Source organism: Acinetobacter sp. YH12155 (genome assembly GCF_013418255.1).
Taxonomy (GTDB): Bacteria; Pseudomonadota; Gammaproteobacteria; order Pseudomonadales; family Moraxellaceae; genus Acinetobacter; species Acinetobacter indicus.
The window spans coordinates 103,272-123,128 of the sequence record NZ_VPCK01000002.1; the positions used below are offsets into that span (position 1 = coordinate 103,272).

Annotated in this window: 16 protein-coding genes and 1 pseudogene; 10 read left to right on the forward strand and 7 right to left on the reverse strand. The window is 44.5% G+C overall.

Annotated features, from left to right (window positions below; genetic code table 11):
* The first annotated feature begins 153 nt into the window (after window positions 1–153).
* Window positions 154–1,557 carry an iron-containing redox enzyme family protein gene (locus FTU86_RS01910; RefSeq protein WP_257219677.1) on the forward strand — a complete coding sequence of 468 codons (1,404 nt, stop codon included), beginning with the start codon at window positions 154–156 and terminating at the stop codon, window positions 1,555–1,557.
* Between the two features lie 99 nt (window positions 1,558–1,656).
* Here the strand turns inward: FTU86_RS01910 and FTU86_RS01915 are convergent, their stop codons facing one another.
* From FTU86_RS01915 to FTU86_RS01925, 3 genes are all read right to left on the reverse strand, one after another.
* Window positions 1,657–1,821 (reverse strand): hypothetical protein, encoded by a 165-nt coding sequence (locus FTU86_RS01915; protein ID WP_016658124.1) that lies wholly within the window; start codon window positions 1,819–1,821, stop codon window positions 1,657–1,659.
* Window positions 1,822–1,902: 81 nt separating this feature from the next.
* Window positions 1,903–2,784 carry an SDR family oxidoreductase gene (locus FTU86_RS01920; protein ID WP_257219676.1) on the reverse strand — a complete coding sequence of 294 codons (882 nt, stop codon included), beginning with the start codon at window positions 2,782–2,784 and terminating at the stop codon, window positions 1,903–1,905.
* Between the two features lie 90 nt (window positions 2,785–2,874).
* Complete coding sequence (locus FTU86_RS01925; protein WP_104471337.1) at window positions 2,875–3,114, reverse strand: DUF2171 domain-containing protein; 240 nt, start codon at window positions 3,112–3,114, stop codon at window positions 2,875–2,877.
* Window positions 3,115–3,772: 658 nt separating this feature from the next.
* Between FTU86_RS01925 and FTU86_RS01930 the strand changes: the two genes are divergently transcribed.
* Both FTU86_RS01930 and FTU86_RS01935 read left to right on the forward strand, forming a co-directional pair.
* On the forward strand, window positions 3,773–5,014 hold the full coding sequence (locus FTU86_RS01930) for an MFS transporter (RefSeq protein WP_180036356.1): 1,242 nt from the start codon (window positions 3,773–3,775) through the stop codon (window positions 5,012–5,014).
* Between the two features lie 438 nt (window positions 5,015–5,452).
* A pseudogene (locus tag FTU86_RS01935) lies at window positions 5,453–5,746 on the forward strand (KGG domain-containing protein); the annotation flags it as partial.
* A gap of 203 nt (window positions 5,747–5,949) precedes the next feature.
* Here the strand turns inward: FTU86_RS01935 and cynS are convergent.
* Entirely contained in the window at window positions 5,950–6,399 is a 450-nt protein-coding gene (cynS, locus tag FTU86_RS01940; RefSeq protein ID WP_005178047.1) for a cyanase, read from the reverse strand.
* 292 nt (window positions 6,400–6,691) lie between these two features.
* Between cynS and FTU86_RS01945 the strand changes: the two genes are divergently transcribed.
* On the forward strand, window positions 6,692–7,501 hold the full coding sequence (locus FTU86_RS01945; protein ID WP_005178046.1) for a formate/nitrite transporter family protein: 810 nt from the start codon (window positions 6,692–6,694) through the stop codon (window positions 7,499–7,501).
* A 62-nt stretch (window positions 7,502–7,563) separates the two neighbouring features.
* Window positions 7,564–9,318, forward strand: a complete 1,755-nt coding sequence (locus FTU86_RS01950) for a bifunctional protein-serine/threonine kinase/phosphatase (protein ID WP_180036354.1) — start codon at window positions 7,564–7,566, stop codon at window positions 9,316–9,318.
* Between the two features lie 235 nt (window positions 9,319–9,553).
* Here the strand turns inward: FTU86_RS01950 and FTU86_RS01955 are convergent, their stop codons facing one another.
* Together FTU86_RS01955 and FTU86_RS01960 are read right to left on the reverse strand one after the other, a co-directional pair.
* Window positions 9,554–11,266 (reverse strand): electron transfer flavoprotein-ubiquinone oxidoreductase, encoded by a 1,713-nt coding sequence (locus FTU86_RS01955; protein WP_104488878.1) that lies wholly within the window; start codon window positions 11,264–11,266, stop codon window positions 9,554–9,556.
* Between the two features lie 225 nt (window positions 11,267–11,491).
* A complete protein-coding gene (locus FTU86_RS01960; RefSeq protein WP_034597686.1) occupies window positions 11,492–12,328 on the reverse strand; it encodes an IclR family transcriptional regulator in 837 nt (278 codons plus the stop codon).
* Window positions 12,329–12,810: 482 nt separating this feature from the next.
* On the opposite strand from FTU86_RS01960, the gene FTU86_RS01965 reads away from it, so the two are divergent.
* The 5 genes from FTU86_RS01965 to FTU86_RS01985 all read left to right on the forward strand — a co-directional run bounded on the left by FTU86_RS01965 (window position 12,811) and on the right by FTU86_RS01985 (window position 18,091).
* Window positions 12,811–13,965, forward strand: a complete 1,155-nt coding sequence (locus FTU86_RS01965) for an acyl-CoA dehydrogenase family protein (protein ID WP_005178038.1) — start codon at window positions 12,811–12,813, stop codon at window positions 13,963–13,965.
* A 15-nt stretch (window positions 13,966–13,980) separates the two neighbouring features.
* Window positions 13,981–15,186 carry an acyl-CoA dehydrogenase gene (locus FTU86_RS01970; protein ID WP_034597549.1) on the forward strand — a complete coding sequence of 402 codons (1,206 nt, stop codon included), beginning with the start codon at window positions 13,981–13,983 and terminating at the stop codon, window positions 15,184–15,186.
* Between the two features lie 257 nt (window positions 15,187–15,443).
* Window positions 15,444–16,724 carry an MFS transporter gene (locus FTU86_RS01975; RefSeq protein ID WP_168405865.1) on the forward strand — a complete coding sequence of 427 codons (1,281 nt, stop codon included), beginning with the start codon at window positions 15,444–15,446 and terminating at the stop codon, window positions 16,722–16,724.
* A gap of 39 nt (window positions 16,725–16,763) precedes the next feature.
* On the forward strand, window positions 16,764–17,435 hold the full coding sequence (locus tag FTU86_RS01980; protein WP_005178033.1) for a 3-oxoacid CoA-transferase subunit A: 672 nt from the start codon (window positions 16,764–16,766) through the stop codon (window positions 17,433–17,435).
* A complete protein-coding gene (locus FTU86_RS01985; protein WP_180036353.1) occupies window positions 17,435–18,091 on the forward strand; it encodes a 3-oxoacid CoA-transferase subunit B in 657 nt (218 codons plus the stop codon). The genes FTU86_RS01980 and FTU86_RS01985 overlap by 1 nt, the downstream gene beginning before the upstream one ends.
* 561 nt (window positions 18,092–18,652) lie before the next feature.
* On the opposite strand, the gene FTU86_RS01990 is transcribed toward FTU86_RS01985, so the two are convergent.
* Window positions 18,653–19,855, reverse strand: a complete 1,203-nt coding sequence (locus FTU86_RS01990; protein ID WP_180036352.1) for an MFS transporter — start codon at window positions 19,853–19,855, stop codon at window positions 18,653–18,655.
* Window positions 19,856–19,857 lie beyond the last annotated feature (2 nt).

A 19,857-nucleotide genomic window follows, 5' to 3' on the forward strand; every position in this document is an offset into this window, starting at 1 on the left:
TTATGTAACTGAATTATCTTTATAAATTTCTGATATCTCTGCGCTTTATTGTTGAGCAGCTGGCAAGTTAACGTGGTTTAACAAAACTGAACTATGGTGATTTTGGCGAATCTCCTAAGCTGGTTTGAGTGAAAAATAATGGAAAATAACAAGATGTCAGTTGTCTCTCAGAACAGTTATCGCCCCTTAAAACTCGAACGACAAAAAAGCTATCGGGAGCTGTTTCATTTCTTTCTGGATGAAAGCACGCCAGCACCAGAAAAAGAAAAGCTTTCGGCCCAGCTTTTACAGCGCGAGCTTCACCAGATAGATCCCCCATCTATTCCTTTACCCGATGAGCCAGTCCAGATCAAAGACTGGCTTTTTCAGCAGAATATGCAGAATTGTGAACGCTATCAGCAGTATTTAAGCCGGCGTCAGGCTGGTGGTCAGCGTGAATACTTTCAGCATGTAGCAGCAGCCTATGACTTTCTGGTGAAAGTCGCGCCAGTCAAATATGTTGATGGTTCCTGGCTGTATAGCACCTTAAAACATTGGCCTGATCCAAATTTTCAGCATCTGATCATGATTTATCTGGAAGAGCTGGGCCTCGGTTCAGCCAAAGCCAATCACGTGTCGATGTATCAGCAATTGCTGAGCAGTCTGAATCTGCAAGATCTGGTCGAAGGACTGGAAGATGAATACTATTATCAACCTGTGGTGCAATTGGCATTGGCCTATGCGCCGCAGCAATATCTGCCGGAAGTGATTGGTTTTAATTTAGGCTATGAACAGTTGCCGTTGCATTTGCTGATCAGTAATTATGAACTGGCTGAACTGGGGCTGGATCATCAGTATTTTAATGTGCACATTACCATTGATAACCTGGACAATGGTCACGCGCATCGTTCAGTCGCCGCACTGGAATATGGCTATAGTCAGGCCGCCAATAAAACAGAGTTTATTGACAAACTGAAACGCGGCTATGCTCTGAATGATGTTGGCCTAGGCTCGACTGAAATTATTAAAAACAGTGATTTAACCCCGCTGATTGAAAAGATTTTCAAGAAAAAAGCCGTGGTCGGCAAGCTGATTCATAATAACCGCTGCCGCTTTGCTCAAGCATCGGTGAATGAATGGCTCAGCAATGACCAGAAAGTGGTCGAGTTCCTTCAGGTATTACAGGATAAACAGTGGATTAAACGCGGCCAGCATCCGAGTGAAAGCCGCTTCTGGCAGCTGATTCACAATGAAGAAGGCAAAATGTTCGGTGTATTTTCAGTCGCTGAACAGCAGATTATTTATGACTGGATTGCTCAAGCCTATACCGAACGCCGTGCGCCGTTCAAAGCCATAACGCCAGTGCAGCAGGCCGATGATTATATTGTCGATTATTTCAATTCCAGCGAACAGCAGGCCTTGCAGCAGCAATTAAAACTGGCGCGTAGCGCGGAAGAAAAAATCAATCTGCTATTGCCTTACTTGGCGCCGCATCAGCATCATAATCCCACTGGTTTATGGGCCACGCGTCAACTGACCCAGTTTTTATTCCCGCAGGCGCTGCAGCAGATTCAATAAAATCTGATGATCTACTTGTCATCACCTAACAAAATGCCAATCCTAAGGATTGGCATTTTTATAGAAGTTTAAAAGGGTTCCAGCAGAACAGAAGGGCATTTAGTGAGATTTCTTTTTACCGCCGCCATCCTGTTTGTTGACGGTAGACCAGCCAATGCGTTCTGCTTCTTCTTCGGAATGGCCTCGCTCTTTTTCCGATTCAATAATATGGCGGGCCTGACGTTTCTGCTTGTCGGTATAGGCCGACTTATCACCTCTAGACATCAGTTTCACTCCTGTATAGATCTGCATGTTTCAATAAAACTCAAAATGTTATCTACATTGCTTGTGTGCCTTTAAATGCCGTTAACCATTGACAATAGTACCGCCATTAACATGAATCACCTGACCGGAAATATAGCTGGCTTCATCGGAGGCTAAAAACAGATAAGCCGGCGCAACTTCACTTGGTTGACCCATGCGGCCCATGGGGGTATCTTCACCAAAACCTTTTAGCTGTTCTTCATCAAAACTGCTTGGAATTAACGGCGTCCAGATTGGGCCGGGTGCGACACCATTCACCCGAATCCCGGTTTTATTTTTTAGCAGGTTGGTCGACAGGCTACGGGTAAAGGCAGTAATAGCCCCTTTGGTACTGGCATAATCAATGAGCTCATTATGGCCCTGATAGCTGGTGATACTGGTGGTATTGATAATACTGTCACCGGGCTGCATTTGAGGAATCAGCAGCTGGGTCACATAAAACAGCGGGTAGAGGTTGGTTTCAAAGGTTTTATGCAGCTGTTCGGGATTAATATCCTCAATGGTTTTTTGTGGATATTGTACGGCGGCATTATTGACCAGAATATTAATATGCGGAAATTGCTGCAAAGCCAAATCCACCATCTGCTGTACTGCCGCATGCTGGCGCAGGTCACATTGAATCAGCAGACATTGACAGCCTTCCTGCTCGACCAGACGCTTGGTGTCTTGCGCATCCTGATCTTCTTCTAAATAGGGAATAATAATATTGGCACCTTCGCGGGCAAACAGCACCGCCACAGATCGGCCGATGCCGCTATCACCGCCGGTAATTAAAGCTACCTTGTCTTTGAGTTTTTGACTGCCCTGATAATGGTTTTTAATAATTTCAGGTTCGGGCGTCATTTTATATTGCACACCGGGCTGATGCTCCTGTTTCTCTTGCGGAGATGGGCTGTTAGGATAATGATTCATGGGGTTCTCCAAATTTTTGGGTCGATTTATTGTTTTGCTCAATCAGATGAAATCGTTAGCGATAAAAAAGCACGAGTCTGGGCAGATCGTGCTTTTTAGAAGTTATACCGCTTCCCACTGACGGGTGACTTCTTCAGAATTCTTGTTCAGGATAATCTGGTTGCCACGAATTTCTTCCACCCAAGAGATCGGAATGTAATGGTGCATCCCATCGCCAGAATCCTGCTTGGTCAGTTTGATTTTATCGCTGCCTTCCAGATGATCGACCGTACCGACATGGGTGCCGCAGGAGGCAATAACTTCGCTATGTTTCTGAATGTTATTTAAATTAATATCAGCCATTTTTATTACTCCAATTCAGATGAAATAAATATCTCTATTTAATTTAAACGCCTCAAAGAGATAAAAATAGCTTTATTTAAAATCGAAACAACTCCGCCATAGAGTATAACAATTCACTACATGCAGATATATATTACACATTATGAAATATCTAAATGATTGAGGCTAAATTTAAATAATTAAAGCTATTGTTATATTGAAATAGATGAGTTGAGATAATCAAAAATCATATATTTATAAATCTCATTTTATTATTTTTAAATAAAAATTATAAACTACAGAATATCTCTAGCTACTTATTGGTTTAAACGCTTAATCCTGAAACAGCTAGCTGGTTGAGCGGTCGGAATAATCAAAACTGAAAGGGCAGGGCTGTGTATCTGTATGTAAGCCAATTTTCAGGCAATCACTAAAACTCATTAAACTGATTGAATAAAACAATCAACCTATTAGGCATTTGTTTTTAAATGATTATATAAAAATATTGCAGCTGGAATTTTTCAAAAAAACGAGAAAAATGAAGTACTTTTTGTCATTACAAAATTGTTTGTAAAATAGACAAAAAAGGGCTGTACAGTGCTGTGAATTGTGTATAATTCCGCCAACAAAAGCCCCTGCAAGTTTATAGATTTTCCTATAAGTGTGCAGGGGTTTTTCTATGGACAATTTTTTGGAATGGGATGCCCTGTTTTTAGAAGGTGGCACATACATGTTGTTTTCCAAAACCACAGTCGTCGATGCATCTGCCCAGCTCAATGCACAAGGTCTGGCAACCAAACTCAGCTTTTTTGGTCTGGGTTTAAGTACGGCATCTTGGGCACCGCTCATTCCATTTGCACAACAACGTCTTTCTTTAAACCATGCAGACTTTGGCTTGTTGCTACTCTGTATGGGGATTGGATCGATGCTGGCCATGCCTGCGGCCGGTCTGTTAATCCAGCGTATTGGCTGCCGTATTTTAATCGGGATTGCGCTGGTTGCAGCGATGATCATTTTGCCGTTACTGACGGTATTTGGTACTGCCTTAAGCATGGCAATTGTGCTGTTTATCTTTGGGACCGCGGTGGGTGCATTTGGTGTGGCCATTAATTTACAGGCGGTGATTGTTGAAAAGAACAGCCTGAAAAATATGATGTCCAGCTTCCATGGTATGTGCAGTCTGGGCGGTTTACTTGGTGTGCTGACTGTGACTGTGCTGCTGTCATTGGGTGTTTCACCGCTAATGAGTGCTTTAATCATGAGCGCGGTGCTGGCCTTTATTGCCATTCTGGCCGTTCCCAACAGCCTGTCTGAAATTGAGAAAAAATCAGACACAGCCCCAGAAGACACCGCACCACCAGCGAAGCAGAAATTTCGTCCAAGTCCGATGATCCTGTTAATTGGTCTGGTCTGTTTTATTGCCTTTTTATCGGAAGGCTCGGCAATGGACTGGAGCGGGATTTATCTGGTCAGCAACTTTGGGATGGACGCTTCTTTTGCCGGTCTGGCCTATACCTTCTTTGCCATTACCATGACCATCGGCCGTTTTTCTGGACGTCGCTTATTAAGAATGTGGGGCGAGAAAAACATCATCACCTATAGCGCGCTATGTGCAGCCTTGGGTCTAGGCATTATTGTGATAGCGCCGCACTGGGCGGTGGTCCTGCTGGGCTATGCTTTACTCGGTTTTGGCTGTTCCAATATTGTACCAGTGATGTTCTCTCGTGTCGGACGTCAGAATATTATGCCTAAAGCGGCTGCTTTATCGCTGGTATCGACCATTGCCTATAGCGGTTCATTAAGTGGCCCGGCGCTGGTCGGTTTCCTAAGTGAAGCCATTGGCCTGAGCACCGTCTTTGCGCTGGTGGCCTTATTGCTGCTGTCGATTGCTGTCTTAAATCGCTTTACCCAGGTCGACTAAATCGGACATTCACTTACTTATCTGTGTCTTCCTTTTTTGCCAGTCAGCGCTCACTGACTGGCTTTTTTTATATTTAAGCCGCAATTCATAAGACAATGAAAGTGAAATCAAGGGACTAAAGAATATATTTAAAAATTATGGACTCTATTTAAATATTTTTTATTATTAAGAAAATAAACCACTTCATCTTAACGCGTCTATTATTTCATTTTTTAAATAAAAACAGCTGAAATATAAAGATGGTAAAAAATTAAAAAAGATATTTAAAAGAATAAAATTTTACTATTTTAAATACAGCCTGTTAATTTTTTAAAATAAAAAAGACCTGCTACATTCCAATGATCTGAAACAAAGCGCGGCTGTTTATCTTAATTTTCACTCTTATCTTAAAAGAGTCGCAACATAGACAATCAAAATAAATAACAGGAAGGGTGAATCATGGCCAATACACGTAATGAGGGTACTTCAAATCGTGGATTTGCGAGTATGGATCCAGATGAACAAAGAGAAATTGCCAGTCGTGGTGGGCGCGCAGCCCATGCCAGCGGCAATGCGCATGAGTTTACGTCAGAAGAAGCACGCCGTGCCGGCGCCAGAAGTCATATAAACGATGACAATCGCCGTGGTCGCAACCGCGATGACGATGATGATGACGACGATTACCGTGGCCGTGGCAGAGGTCGTGGTCGTAGCTCATCTTCGGGCACACGTAAACGCGACCGTTATGGACGCTTTACCTCGGACTAGTACAGCTTGCTAAAAAACATAGGCTTAATCTGACCGGATAAAACAGCAATCGTTTTTGTCCGGGAAGATTAAGCCTATTTTTATGGGGGAATGAATGTGGTTTTGATCTTTACTTGATCATCTTTATGAATAAGGTAAGCGCAGATTTTTGTGATTGCTTAGAGTTTTAAGCTCAACACAAACTCATCTTAATAGGATTTATAGGGCAAAAATTTCCCGGATAGCACCACATTTACCCGGTCGCCATTTTCATGGCTTTCCCGTTGAATATCCATACTAAAATCAATTGCGCTCATAATCCCGTCGCCAAATTCTTCATGAATCAGCTCTTTAATGGTAGAACCATAGACATTCACCACTTCATACCAGCGGTAAATTAAAGGATCGGTCGGAACGCTGGTTGGCAGAGAGCCTTTATACGGCACAATCTGTAACCAGGCCACGGCTTCATCACTCAGGTTAAATATCTGACCAATTTTTTCGGCCTGTTCCTTATTCAATGCCATTTGCCCCAAACAGGCTGCCGTTACCCATTCTTTGGATAAACCAATTTCCTGCGCCACGCTGGACCACTGAATATTGTTCAGCACCTTGGCAGATAAAATCATGTCTGTCACTTGTTGGCGATGGCTAATCATATCTATTTCCTCAACTGCTTATGGCTAAAACACTGAGAAGGGAAAAGCACAATGTATGCCAGCTTGAAATCAGCTCAGATCTTGAATCTGCCTGTGGCGTAAATTCATCTTTCACCAAAAGTTGGTACGTTCCTTGCTGTATCTCCACTGAACTGATGGCAATGACGCCATAAATTTTTAAAACATGTTAGATGATTCAGGCAATGGCGCCTAAGACGTGAAAGTCGTCTTGGGCGCTTTTTATTTGCAAATCATCTCACCGCTAAATTTCAATCGTTGAGGGGTACTCGCAATGGCTTATCTTGCACCTTCCGAATTTGCAACCAAAGTTGTGGATGCCGGTGAATCGAAACTACATATGGCAAACCGTGATGTGCTGATCCGCGCCACCATGGCCGGGGCTATTCTGGCGCTGGCAGCGGTTTTTGCAGTCACCATTGCAGTGCAAACCGGCGTGCCTTTAATTGGTGCATTATTATTCCCAGTGGGCTTTTGTATGCTGTATCTGCTGGGCTATGACCTGCTGACCGGGGTATTTGTCCTGACGCCATTGGCCTGGCTGGATAAACGTCCGGGCGTGACCTGGGCCAGAATCCTGAAAAACTGGGGCGTGGTCTTTGTCGGTAACTTCACTGGTGCGCTGATTGTGGCGGTGATGATGGCAGCGGTCTATACCTACGGCTTTTCGACCGAACCAAACAAGGTCGGTCTGGCGATTGCACATATTGGTGAAGACCGGACGCTAGGCTACAAAGAATATGGTGTAGCTGGCTGGATCACGATTTTTATTCGCGGCATGTTGTGTAACTGGATGGTGTCGCTTGGCGTGATTGGCGCGATGATGTCGACCACCGTTAGTGGCAAGTTTATTGCGATGTGGATGCCGATCATGCTGTTCTTTGCCATGGGCTTTGAACACTCGGTGGTGAATATGTTCCTGTTCCCGTTCGCGATGATGATGGGCGGCGATTTCTCGGTGATGGACTACTTTATCTGGAATGAGTTACCGGTAGCGCTGGGTAATTTGGTGGGTGGTTTGGCTTTAACTGGTCTTGCACTCTACACCACGCATGTCCGCACTGCACCAAAACGTGAGTTCTAAGTTTTAAGCCCACAGGATGAGTTCAGGAATTAGGGAAGATTCCAGCCAGTTGAGATCAGCGCATGTCCACTTTGCCATCTTCACACCAGACTTCACTTCAAATTCGGCTTGGGCAATATAGTGCTGCCGGCCGCAAAGAGAGCAATCAGGATTTTCACGGCGCGGCCGTTCCGGAGGGCTATCTGGCACAGCAAAAGGGCATTGCCTGTGCCATTGCCGATGGTATCAGCAGCAGCAATGTCAGTCATATCGCCAGTGAAACCACAGTGTCCAGTTTTCTGGCCGATTACTTTTCGACGCCCGATTCCTGGTGTGTCAAAACTTCGGTCGATCGGGTGATTCGTGCCACCAATTCCTGGCTCTATGCCCAGACCCAGCAAAGTCAGGGCCGTGTCGATAAAGACCGCGGCTATGTCTGCACTTTTAGCGCGCTGGTATTCAAACATGAGACCGCACATCTGTTTCATATTGGTGATGCCCGTATTTACCGCTTGCGTGAGCAGCAGCTGGAACAGCTCAGTGTTGACCATCGGGTCTGGTTATCTTCCCGGGAAAGCTATTTAAGCCGGGCTTTGGGCGTGGCGCAGAAAGTAGAGGTGGATTATTTAAGTCTGCCGTTGGCACAGGATGATATTTTCCTGTTGATGACCGATGGTGTATATGAATATCTGTCGGACAGCCAAATTATCGAGGCACTTCACAGCCCCGAAACTTTAGATCTTGACCAGGTAGCAGAAATGCTGGTCCATCTGGCCGATGCGCAGGGCAGTCCTGACAATTTAACCCTGCAAATTGTGCAGGTACAGCAGCTGCCACAACAGGCCCAGTCACAATTTCAGCCAAGTCACAACCAGCTAAGTCTGGCCCCGGATTTAAGCATAGGTCAGCAGTTTGAAGGCTACCGGATTCAAAATGTACTGCACCAGAACCATCGTAGCCGTTTATATCTGGCTTGGGATGAGACGTGGCAGCAGCAACTGGTCATTAAAATTCCGTCACTGGATTTAACCCAGGATGCGCAGGCACTGGAGCGTTTTTTGCTGGAAGAGTGGGTGGCGAAACGGATTCAGCATCCACAAGTTTTAGCGGCCTATCCGCATCAGCGCAGTAAATCTTATTATTTTCAAACCTATGAATATTTATCTGGCCAGACCTTAAATACCTGGCTGCATCAGCAGCGCCAGCCGATTGCGCTTGAAACCGCCATCCAGATTACGGAACAGATCATTAAAGGTTTGCAGGCTTTTCACCGGCTGGACATGCTGCATCAGGATATTCGCCCTGAAAATATCATGCTGAATGCACAGTTAGAGCTAAAACTGATTGATTTTGGTGCAACCCTGGTCAAGGGGATTTCCGAATCACAGCCGCAACATGCCGCAGCTTTGGGCACCTTGGCCTTTATGGCGCCGGAATATTTTTGTTCGCGGCCGGTCTCCACCCGTTCAGACCAGTTTTCACTGGCCGTGGTACTGTATTATGTACTCAGCAAACAGTTACCCTATGGCACCGAACTGGCGCGTTGTCAGACGTTAAAACAGCTAAAAACGGTGCGTTATCATTCAATTTTAGAATATCGGCCAGATATTCCGGTGTGGATTGATGGAGCCTTGCATAAGGCCTTGGCCCTGATGCCAAATGAACGCTATGAGGTATTGTCGGAATTTCTGTATGATCTTAAGCATCCTAACCGGTATTTTTTAAAGCCGGTTCAGTCTTCCTTGCTGGATAAAAATCCTGTTAGATTCTGGCAGGCGGTTTCAGCTATGTTATTTTTATGCTTGCTGTTGTCTTTGGCGTTGATGTTTAGTGTTTAAATTAAATCAGTGATTTTTAAATGCTGGACTGATTATAAAATCAGAGCCACTTGGCTCAGCGATTGTCGTTTCAATACAGCCCCATTTTGATGATGAAATCCGCGCTTAAAATGTATTAATCCCAGCTCCCGAAGGAACTGGGATTACCTACAAAATTAAAGTGAAGAGTTATTCATAACGTCTTCAGGATTGGGTAAATGAGCCAGAAGCTTCGTTCTGACTCATCGGAATTACCTTACATATTCGGGTAATTCGGACCACCACCACCTTCCGGTGTTACCCAGGTGATGTTCTGCGATGGATCTTTAATGTCGCAAGTCTTGCAGTGTACGCAGTTGGCTGCGTTAATCTGGAAGCGTTTGGAACCATCATCATTTTCCATAATTTCATATACACCCGCAGGGCAGTAACGCTGTGCCGGCTCATCCCATTTAGGCAAGTTCACATCGACTGGAATCGACGCATTGGTTAGTTTCAGGTGCGCTGGCTGGTTTTCTTCATGTACGGTATTGGATACAAACACCGAAGACAAACGGTCAAAGGTCAGCTTGCCATCCGGTTTTGGATAGTTCGGCTTAAAGCTTACCGCATCTACGGTTTTCAGTGCGCTGAAGTCAGGCACTAAATCATGCAGGGTAAATGGCACTTTAAAGATGTTCTGGTCGATAAAGTTAAACGCACCACCAAACCATTGACCAAACTTGTGCATTGCCGGGCCAAAGTTACGCGCGTTGTAAAGCTCTTCTTTTAGCCAGCTGTTGTTGAACTTCTCAGTGTAAGAGGTTAATTCTTTTACAAAGAAATCTTCACCCTCAGTCACGCGGGCAATCGCCAAGTCACCACCTTTTTCGACACCAGCAGCAATCGCTTCAAAGACTGCCTCACCACAGAGCATGCCGGATTTCATTGCAGTATGAGAGCCTTTGATTTTGGCAAAGTTCAGGAAGCCTGCATCATCACCAATTAAAGAACCACCCGGGAAAGTGAATTTTGGTAGCGAGTTAAAACCACCTTTGGTTACGGCACGCGCACCATAAGAAATACGCTTACCACCTTCCAGATACTGTTTAATCAGAGGATGAGTTTTCCAGCGCTGCATTTCCATAAATGGATACATGTGCGGGTTTTCATAAGACAGATCGACGATCATCCCCAGCGTGACCTGGTTGTTTTCCGCGTGGTAGAGCCACCAGCCGCCGGAAGAACCGGTTTCAGACAATGGCCAGCCGGCACCGTGCATCACCAGACCTGGTTTATGTTTGGCCGGATCAATTTCCCACAGCTCTTTAATGCCGATACCGTAGTGTTGTGGATCGGCATCTTTATCCAGATTAAATTTCTGGATCAGGCGTTTGCCTAAGTGACCACGACAGCCTTCAGCAAACAGGGTATATTTGGCATGCAGTTCATAACCTGGGGCAAAGTTATGGGTCGGTTCACCATCTTTACCAATGCCCATATCACCGGTTTGAATGCCTTTTACGGTGCCATCTTCATGGTACAGAATCTCAGACGCCGCAAAGCCCGGGAAAATCGACACTTCCAGCTCTTCGGCTTTCTGGCCTAACCAGCGCACCACGTTGCCCAGTGAAATGACATAGTTGCCATCGTTGTGCATGGTTTTTGGCACCATCCAGTGTGGTGCTTCTTTCGAAGTGGTTTCAGACAGCAGGAAGAAAGTTTTGTCTTCTGTCACCGGTACATTTAAAGGTGCACCTTCTTCTTTCCAGTTCGGGAACAGCTCATTGATGGCACGTGGTTCCAGCACCGCACCTGACAAGATGTGCGCACCGACTTCGGAGCCTTTTTCTACGACACAAACGGACAGATCATTCAGGTTATTTTCAATTGCAAGTTGACGGATTTTAATCGCCGCAGACAGACCCGCAGGGCCAGCACCTACGATAACGACATCAAACTCCATGGCTTCTCGGTTAATATCTTCCATAATAAGAAATCCTGTTTCGCTATACGATATTTATATCATTATATAAATCGGTTTTGAAGTTTATTTTTTAACTTTTTATTTGAAATAGGACTGTATTCAACGTTTAGATTTGAGAGCTTTGTTGCGCAGGAGAAAAGCTGCTTTGCATGGGAAGGGCGGTGTTGGAATTAGGTTATATCGAACGAAATAAAAAGAGCGACCTGTGTCGCCCTGATTATGATGTGCTTAGATATTATTGAGATTCATCGCAATATTGTTGACCATATGAATCAGACGCGGGCCAATCTCGTTTTCCAGTTTTTCCTGATTTAACAGATAACTAGGCGCGCCGCAGTTAAAGGTCAAAATACCATGTTTAGGATGAATCAATGGCACCGCCACAGAGTTGACATCTTTGGCCCAGTCACCTAAAGACAGACAGTAGCCATAATCCTGATAGTCGCGGATCGCACGTTCCAGATTACGTTTAATGGTCGTCCATTGCTCTTCGTGTCTTTTCTTGATCGCGTCAAACAGATATTCACGTTCTTTCACGTCCATAGCCGCCAGGCAGGCACGTCCCATGGCACTGGAATGAATCGGTAATGTTGAACCGACCGAACGGCGCATGGTCAGGGTCGTGTCAGTATGGACTACTTCCAGATAAATCATATTCAGACGGTCACGGGTGGCCATGGCGACCGGCGCCTGGGCATAGCGTGACATTTCTTCCATGAACGGATGAGCCTGCGTTCGCGCAGAAATATTGCTTAATGCCGAATAACCCAATGCCAGTACGCCTACATCAAGTAGATATTTGGTCGTATTTGGCAACTGTTTTAAATAGCCCAGAGAAACCAGGGTGCTGGTAATACGCGCCACGGTCGGTTTGGGCAAATTGGTCATTTGCGCAATTTCCTGATTACCTAACAACTGATTGGTCGCCGAGAAGCATCTTAAAATCTCAAGTCCACGTGCAATAGAGGCAATGAACTGCGGATTATTTTCGCGGTGAATATGCGAAATCGGATCCAAGCGAATTTCATCAAAGTTAGGGATTTCACCTGTTTTATTTTTTGTCATGTTCAGCATAAATAGAGTAAATTAATGAATATGATAGCAACTTAGTTTCACGATACAAAATAAAACACATAAATTATTGATAAATTGCACAAAAAATAAATGATTTTTATTCTGTATCGCGGCCAAACAGGTTGCGATAAATTTTTATAATACGATAAAAGTAACGTTTGTACTTTTAGAGTAAAACCTCCAATAAAGCAATGAATTTTATTGTTTAGTGCCTAATTTTATGGTCCCTTAATCATTTCTGATTAATATTCATCCTTAAATTTAAATTTTTAAAGAAATAATTTCGTATTATGAAATTTTATTCTATATTAATCAAAACAGAAATTCAGTAAAAATTTGCTTATTTATAGAAAAAATAAATTTTTTCATAAAATTTCTTGCTGAAATCTTAATTTTGTGATTATTTATTTCGTATTGCGAAATGAAAATAAGGGTGAAGGAATTTACCCAAACCAGATAAAACGGAGATTCCTATGATTCGTGATCCAGAAATGCTTGATCAACTTCTATCAACGATTCGCGATTTTGTGAAAAACGAGCTCGTTCCACTCGAGCATGAAGTAGAAGAAAATAATGCCATTCCTGAACACATTGTTGATCAGATGAAAGAACTGGGGCTGTTCGGTCTGACCATTCCTGAAGAATACGGCGGTTTAGGCATCACCATGGAAGAAGAAATTCTGGTGGCGATGGAGCTGGGCCGGACTTCTGCTGCTTTCCGCTCTTTAATTGGTACCAACAATGGTATTGGTTCAAGCGGTATCGTAATTGATGGTACAGAAGAGCAAAAGCAAAAGTATTTACCACGTTATGCAACGGGTGAAATCATTGGCTCGTTCTGTTTGACTGAGCCAGATTCTGGTTCAGATGCAGCATCTTTAAAAACCAGTGCGGTAAAAGATGGTGATTACTACGTTTTAAATGGAACCAAACGTTTTATTACCAATGCACCACGTGCCACCACTTTCACGGTCATGGCGCGTACCAATCCGGAAATTAAAGGCGCCAGCGGTATTTCAGCTTTCTTGGTTGAAGCAGGTACGCCAGGTTTAAGTCTGGGCAAAATTGATAAAAAAATGGGTCAGCATGGTTCATATACCTGTGACGTAATTTTTGATAATTGCCGCGTTCATAAAGATCAGCTGATTGGTGGAGTTGAAGGCGTTGGCTTTAAGACAGCCATGCGTGTACTCGACAAAGGTCGTTTGCATATTGCCGGCTATAGCGTCGGTATGGCAGAACGTATGCTGGAAGATGCCTTAAATTATGCGGTGGAACGTAAACAGTTTGGTCAGCCAATTGCAAATTTCCAGCTGATTCAGGGTATGTTAGCCGACTCAAAAGCTGAAATTTATGCAGCCAAATGTATGGTGCTAGATGCAGCACGTAAGCGTGATGCCGGTCAGAATGTCACGGTTGAAGCCTCATGTGCCAAAATGTTTGCCACTGAAATGTGTGGCCGCGTTGCTGACCGCTGCTTGCAGATTCATGGTGGTGCCGGCTATATCAGCGAATATTCAATTGAACGTTTCTATCGTGATGTGCGTTTATTCCGTTTATATGAAGGAACGACCCAGATTCAGCAAATTATCATTGCACGTGAAATGATTAAACAAGCGACTGCTTAATCGAAATAAGAAAGGATGATAGACATGACAAAAATTAGATTTGACTGGCAAGACCCATTCCTGCTGGAGCAGCAGCTGACTGCAGAAGAACGCATGATCCGTGATACTGCTGCGGCCTATTGTCAAGACAAGCTGATGCCACGTGTATTAGAACAGTTCCGTCATGAAAAAACCGATCCGACCATTTTCCGTGAAATGGGCGAGCTCGGTTTGCTGGGCCCGACCATTCCTGAGCAATACGGCGGTGCCGGTTTAAATTATGTCAGCTATGGTCTGATTGCCCGTGAAGTTGAGCGTGTTGATTCAGGCTACCGTTCTATGGCCAGTGTACAAAGTTCGCTGGTGATGGTACCGATTAATGAATTTGGCTCGGAAGAACAAAAACAGAAGTATTTACCAAAATTAGCTACGGGTGAATATATTGGCTGCTTTGGTCTGACCGAACCGGATCATGGTTCTGACCCGGGCAGCATGATTACCCGTGCCAAAAAAGTCGATGGCGGTTATCGTTTAACAGGCGCAAAAATGTGGATTACCAACAGCCCAATTGCCGATGTATTTGTGGTCTGGGCCAAAGAAGTTTCACCTGAAGGCAATGTCGGTGACATTCGCGGCTTTATTCTGGAAAAAGGCTGGGAAGGGCTGTCTGCGCCTGCGATTCACGGCAAGGTCGGTTTACGTGCTTCCATCACCGGTGAAATTGTAATGGATAACGTATTTGTCCCAGAAGAAAATGCTTTCCCAGAAGTCCGTGGCTTAAAAGGTCCGTTTACCTGTCTGAACAGTGCCCGTTATGGCATTGCCTGGGGTGCGATGGGGGCGGCAGAGTTCTGCTGGCATACCGCACATCAATACACCATGGACCGTAAACAGTTTGGTCGTCCTTTGGCTGCCAATCAGTTAATCCAGAAAAAACTGGCTGATATGCAAACTGAAATTGCTTTAGGTTTACAGGCCGCATTACGTTTTGGCCGCATGAAAGATGATGGTATTGCCTCGATTGAAGGAACATCTTTAATCAAGCGCAATAACTGTGGCAAGGCGCTGGATATTGCCCGTTTGGCTCGTGACATGATGGGCGGTAACGGCATTTCGGATGAGTTTGGTGTAGCGCGTCATCTGGTGAATCTGGAAGTAGTGAATACCTATGAGGGTACCCATGACGTACATGCCTTAATTCTGGGCCGTGCACAGACCGGAATTGCTGCGTTTGTTAACTAAAAAATTGATCCTCTCTAGCCGGCATTTGCTGGCTAGAACTCCTGCTGTTTTATGGACTTTGACCATGATTTAACTTCATCTGGCAAGAGTAAATACCAAAAAATGAAGTCGGAAAATGGAAATAAAAACTGGATGTTTTTAATTATTTTCCAAGCCAGAATCAGGGTTTGAATAACAGTCATCATCTCATCACAGGATGATAAGTTATCTCAAAAGTTCTGCAGGCACAGGAATGCTAAAGAAATATTAAGGACGCTATGAACACAATCAGCTCCCAACAACACCAGCTGGAAGGTGAAAACAGACCAAAGAAAAAAGTCTGGATTTTAGCCTTTATTTTCTCGTTTTTAGCATTATTGGTGGATGGGGCAGATATTGCCTTATTGGCCTATAGTCTGACCAGTCTTAAACAGGAATTCTCATTAACGAATATGCAGGCGGGTGCCTTAGGTAGCTGGACACTTGCTGGAATGGCCATTGGTGGCTTTTTTGGTGGTTGGGCTTGTGACCGCTTTGGGCGAGTTCGCGTGATTGTGATTGCTATTGCGCTCTTTTCAACCTTAACCTGCTGGTTAGGATTCGCAGAAAGCTATGATCAATTCAAGTGGTTACGTTTTATCTCTGCAATTGGCTTAGGGGCTTTATATATTGCCTGTAACACGCTCATGGCAGAATACGTGCCAACCAAGCATCGCTCGACGGTACTGGCGGCTTTAATGACCGGCTGGACCTTAGGTTCGGTGGTGGCCACGGCGCTAGCAGGCTGGTTATTGCCAGAATATGGCTGGCGTTATCTGTATTACATCGCCATTATTCCAATTGTATTGGCTGTAGTGATGCACTTTTTGGTGCCAGAACCACAGGCTTGGCTCGATGCGCGTAAAGCACGCCAAGAAGCAAAAGCCAGCGGTATTTTTCAGGAAAAGCCAAAAAATACCTTCAAAATGGTGTTTGAAGATGCCTTAAGCCGTCGCATGTTCATTCTCTGGTCATTCAGTACCGCATTTTTACAGTTTGGTTATTACGGTGTAAGTAACTGGCTGCCGGCTTATTTAGAATCTGATCTGGGCATCAAGTTTAAAGAAATGACCATGTACATGATTGGCACATTCCTGATCATGATGTGTACCAAAGTCATTGCCGGTTATATTGCTGACCGTATTGGCCGTCGTGCTGTATTTGCCTTCGGGACCATGGGCACCGCGATCTTTATTCCAGTTATTGTATTTGGCAATACCCCAGACAATATCCTTTGGTTGATGCTGTTCTTCGGTTTCCTGTATGGCATCCCATACGGTATTAACGCGACCTATATGACAGAAAGTTTCTCGACCAAAGTCCGTGGGACCGCGGTGGGTGGTGCCTACAACGTGGGCCGTTTAGGTGCAGTTTTCGCGCCATTAACCATTGGCTACTTTGCTCAAGGTGGATCAATTGGTACCGGTTTATTGATTATGGGCGTTGCCTATTTTCTTTGTGGTCTGATTCCCGCGCTCTTTATTAAAGACCGTTTATTTGACCCACAAAAAGCAGATTAATCTGTATATCGCAACATAGAAAAGATGCTAGGAAGCAAGATGATGAATAAAATCACACAGGATATCGAGGCAATACTGAAACAGATTCCTGATGGTGCGCACATTATGACCAGTGGTTTTGGTCTGGCAGGGCAACCGATTGAACTGATTGAAGCATTAATTGATCTTGGTCCGAAAGAATTAACCATTATCAATAATAATGCAGCGTCTGGCGATCGTGGACTGACCAATTTGCTGTTGTCTGGACTGGTCAAGAAAATGATCTGTTCTTTCCCGCGCGCCAATAATTCCACTGTATTTGAAGATTTGTATAAAGCCGGAAAAGTTGAACTGGAACTGGTACCACAAGGAAATCTGGCTTGTCGTATTCAGGCCGCCGGTGCAGGACTAGGCGCCATTTTCACACCAACCGGCTTTGGGACCAAAATCGCAGAAGGCAAAGAAACCCGCCACATTAACGGTAAAGACTATGTGCTGGAATATCCGATTCATGCCGATTATGCCTTGATCTATGCCAATCAGGCTGATCGCTGGGGTAATTTAACCTACCGCAAGGCCGCACGTAACTTTGGCCCGATTATGGCCAAGGCGGCCAAAACGACCATTGCCCAGGTGCATGAAATTGTCGAGCTGGGTGAGCTGGACCCTGAAATTATTGTAACGCCGGGCATTTTTGTACAGCATGTGGTTCAGGTTGGAGATATTAAATAATGAATATTCAAAAACGTACACGTGAACAGATTGTACAACGCGTCGCACAAGACATTCGAACCGGCTCTTTTGTCAATTTAGGAATTGGTTTGCCAACACGCGTGGCAGGCTATTTAAAACCGGAGCAGGAAGTCATTTTACATTCTGAAAATGGTGTCTTGGGTTTTACCGCCTTGGGTGCAGATGAACAGCCAGACAATGACCTGATTAATGCAGGAAAAGAGCTGGTCAGTATGCTTGAAGGCGGCAGCTTTATGAATTCTGCTGATTCCTTCGATATTATGCGCGGCGGACATTTAGACATCTGTATTATGGGTGCATTTCAGGTGGCAATTAATGGAGATCTGGCCAACTGGCATACTGGTGCTTCCGATGCGGTGCCAGCCGTCGGCGGTGCCATGGATCTGGCGGTCGGTGCGCGCTGTGTCTATGTTTGTATGGAGCATGTCACCAAAAATGGCGAAGCTAAAATTGTGGATGAACTGACTTATCCAATTACCGGTAAACACTGTGTTAACCGTATTTATACCGATTTATGCGTAATTGAGCTGAAAGACAATCAGGCTTTCGTACTTGAAATGGTAGATGGGCTGAGCTTTGACGAACTGCAGCAGCAAACTGGTTGTAAACTGATTGATGCGCGTCAGGTGGCTTAAAATCATCTCATTTCTTCTTTAGGTAATTAAAAAATCGCAGCTTCGGCTGCGATTTTTTATATTGAAATTATTAAATCTCTTTGATCAATCACAAAATATTCGTTTTATTCATATTTAAAAGAAGATTAAAAACGCCATCTCTTGTATCAGATATGGCTCAGGATGAAGATGGATCACAACCTTTTTCTTAGGGGCGATGCAGGTGATTTCTTGGTAGAGGAAGGAGCTTTTCTTGCTTTATTCTGCACATTTCTCATTTTAGTATTGCGAGCAGAAAGCAAGGCTAAGACAAAAAGACTCTTACTGGGCTCCAGTTTTAAAAGATCAATAATAAAAACCCTAAAACCAGTGCCATGAGTTTTAAAACCTAAAGATATGATTCCAGATCATCTCGTTTCCGCGGGTGAAATGAGGCGGTGAAAGCGCTAAGAGGTGAAGCTTTTATTTAGGAATCGACTTTAAAGTAGTTCAGACTTCGGTCTTGCTAAGCGCAAAACAGCAGTCTGAAAAGATCAGTCCTAAAGCCGATATATAAAGGACAGAATGACTAGACGGTCTGGATTAGGGTTGTGGCTGAATATTAATTAAATTCTTTTCCCGGCTTAAATCATAGCGGTTTACCGCAAAAATCAGGAGGGCGAAGGCACATCCCAACAGCACACAAGCCGACCAGCCATACATCTTCCATAAATTTAAAGATAAAAATGCGCCCAGGCCAGCACCGGAAAAATAGCAGGTCATATAAATGGCATTAATACGCGAACGCGCTTGAACTGAAAGGCGATACACCAGATTCTGGTTTAATACGTGTAAAGATGAAATACCAAAATAGGCAATAATCAAGCCTAAAATATACAGCTCTAAACGGTCTTGGGCAAAAAACAGGGGAATCCAGGCTAAAATTAGCCCGCTGGTTGCCAGCTGCGCCAGCCATTTTTCCCGGTGGCGGCCAATCATCTTCCCGGTCCATTGAGATGACCAGATTCCGACCACGCCCACAATCCCCATCAACCCAATCTCAAAATCATTAAAATGGTAGGGGGCTTCCGCCAGAATAAAGGTCATGGTGGTAAAAATAATACTGAGCATCCCAAAAGCCAAACCACCAATTAAGCTGCGGCGCATCAACATCGGTTCTGTTTTGGCGAAGGTAAATAAAGAGCGGTAAATCTGCAGAATACTCATTTTTAGCTGACTTCTGGCCGTGGGCAATTGATACCACATGGCAATGCTGAGCAGTAAAATTGAACAGCCACTGAACAGATACACCGCATGCCAGGACCATAAAGTTGAAATTAATCCGGCCACGGTACGTGCAAATAAAATACCGACTAGTACGCCACTCATTAGCAGGCCAACCACTTCGGCACTTTTTTCCCGTTGGCTCAGGTTTGCAGCAAAAGGAATCAGAATCTGGGTGGTAATGGAACAGAACGAGGCCAATAGGGTAAAGCCATACAGCATCTGGAGATTATCGCTGACAGACAGTCCAATCAGGGCCAGACCGGTACATAGCATCAGGCTACAGATATACAGACGCTTTTCAAATAAATCGCCCAACGGCACAAATAAAAACAGACCGGCTGCATAACCGATCTGTGTCAATACCACTGTCCAGCCCGATTGCTCTAGACTAATATTCAAGTCCTGGGCAATTGAATAAATTAAAGGCTGGTTAAAATAATTACAACCTGCGCAAAGTGCGCAGGTCATGGCCATCATAAACATAAAACGGCGCGAGGGTTGTTGCCCTTGGGTTGACATCC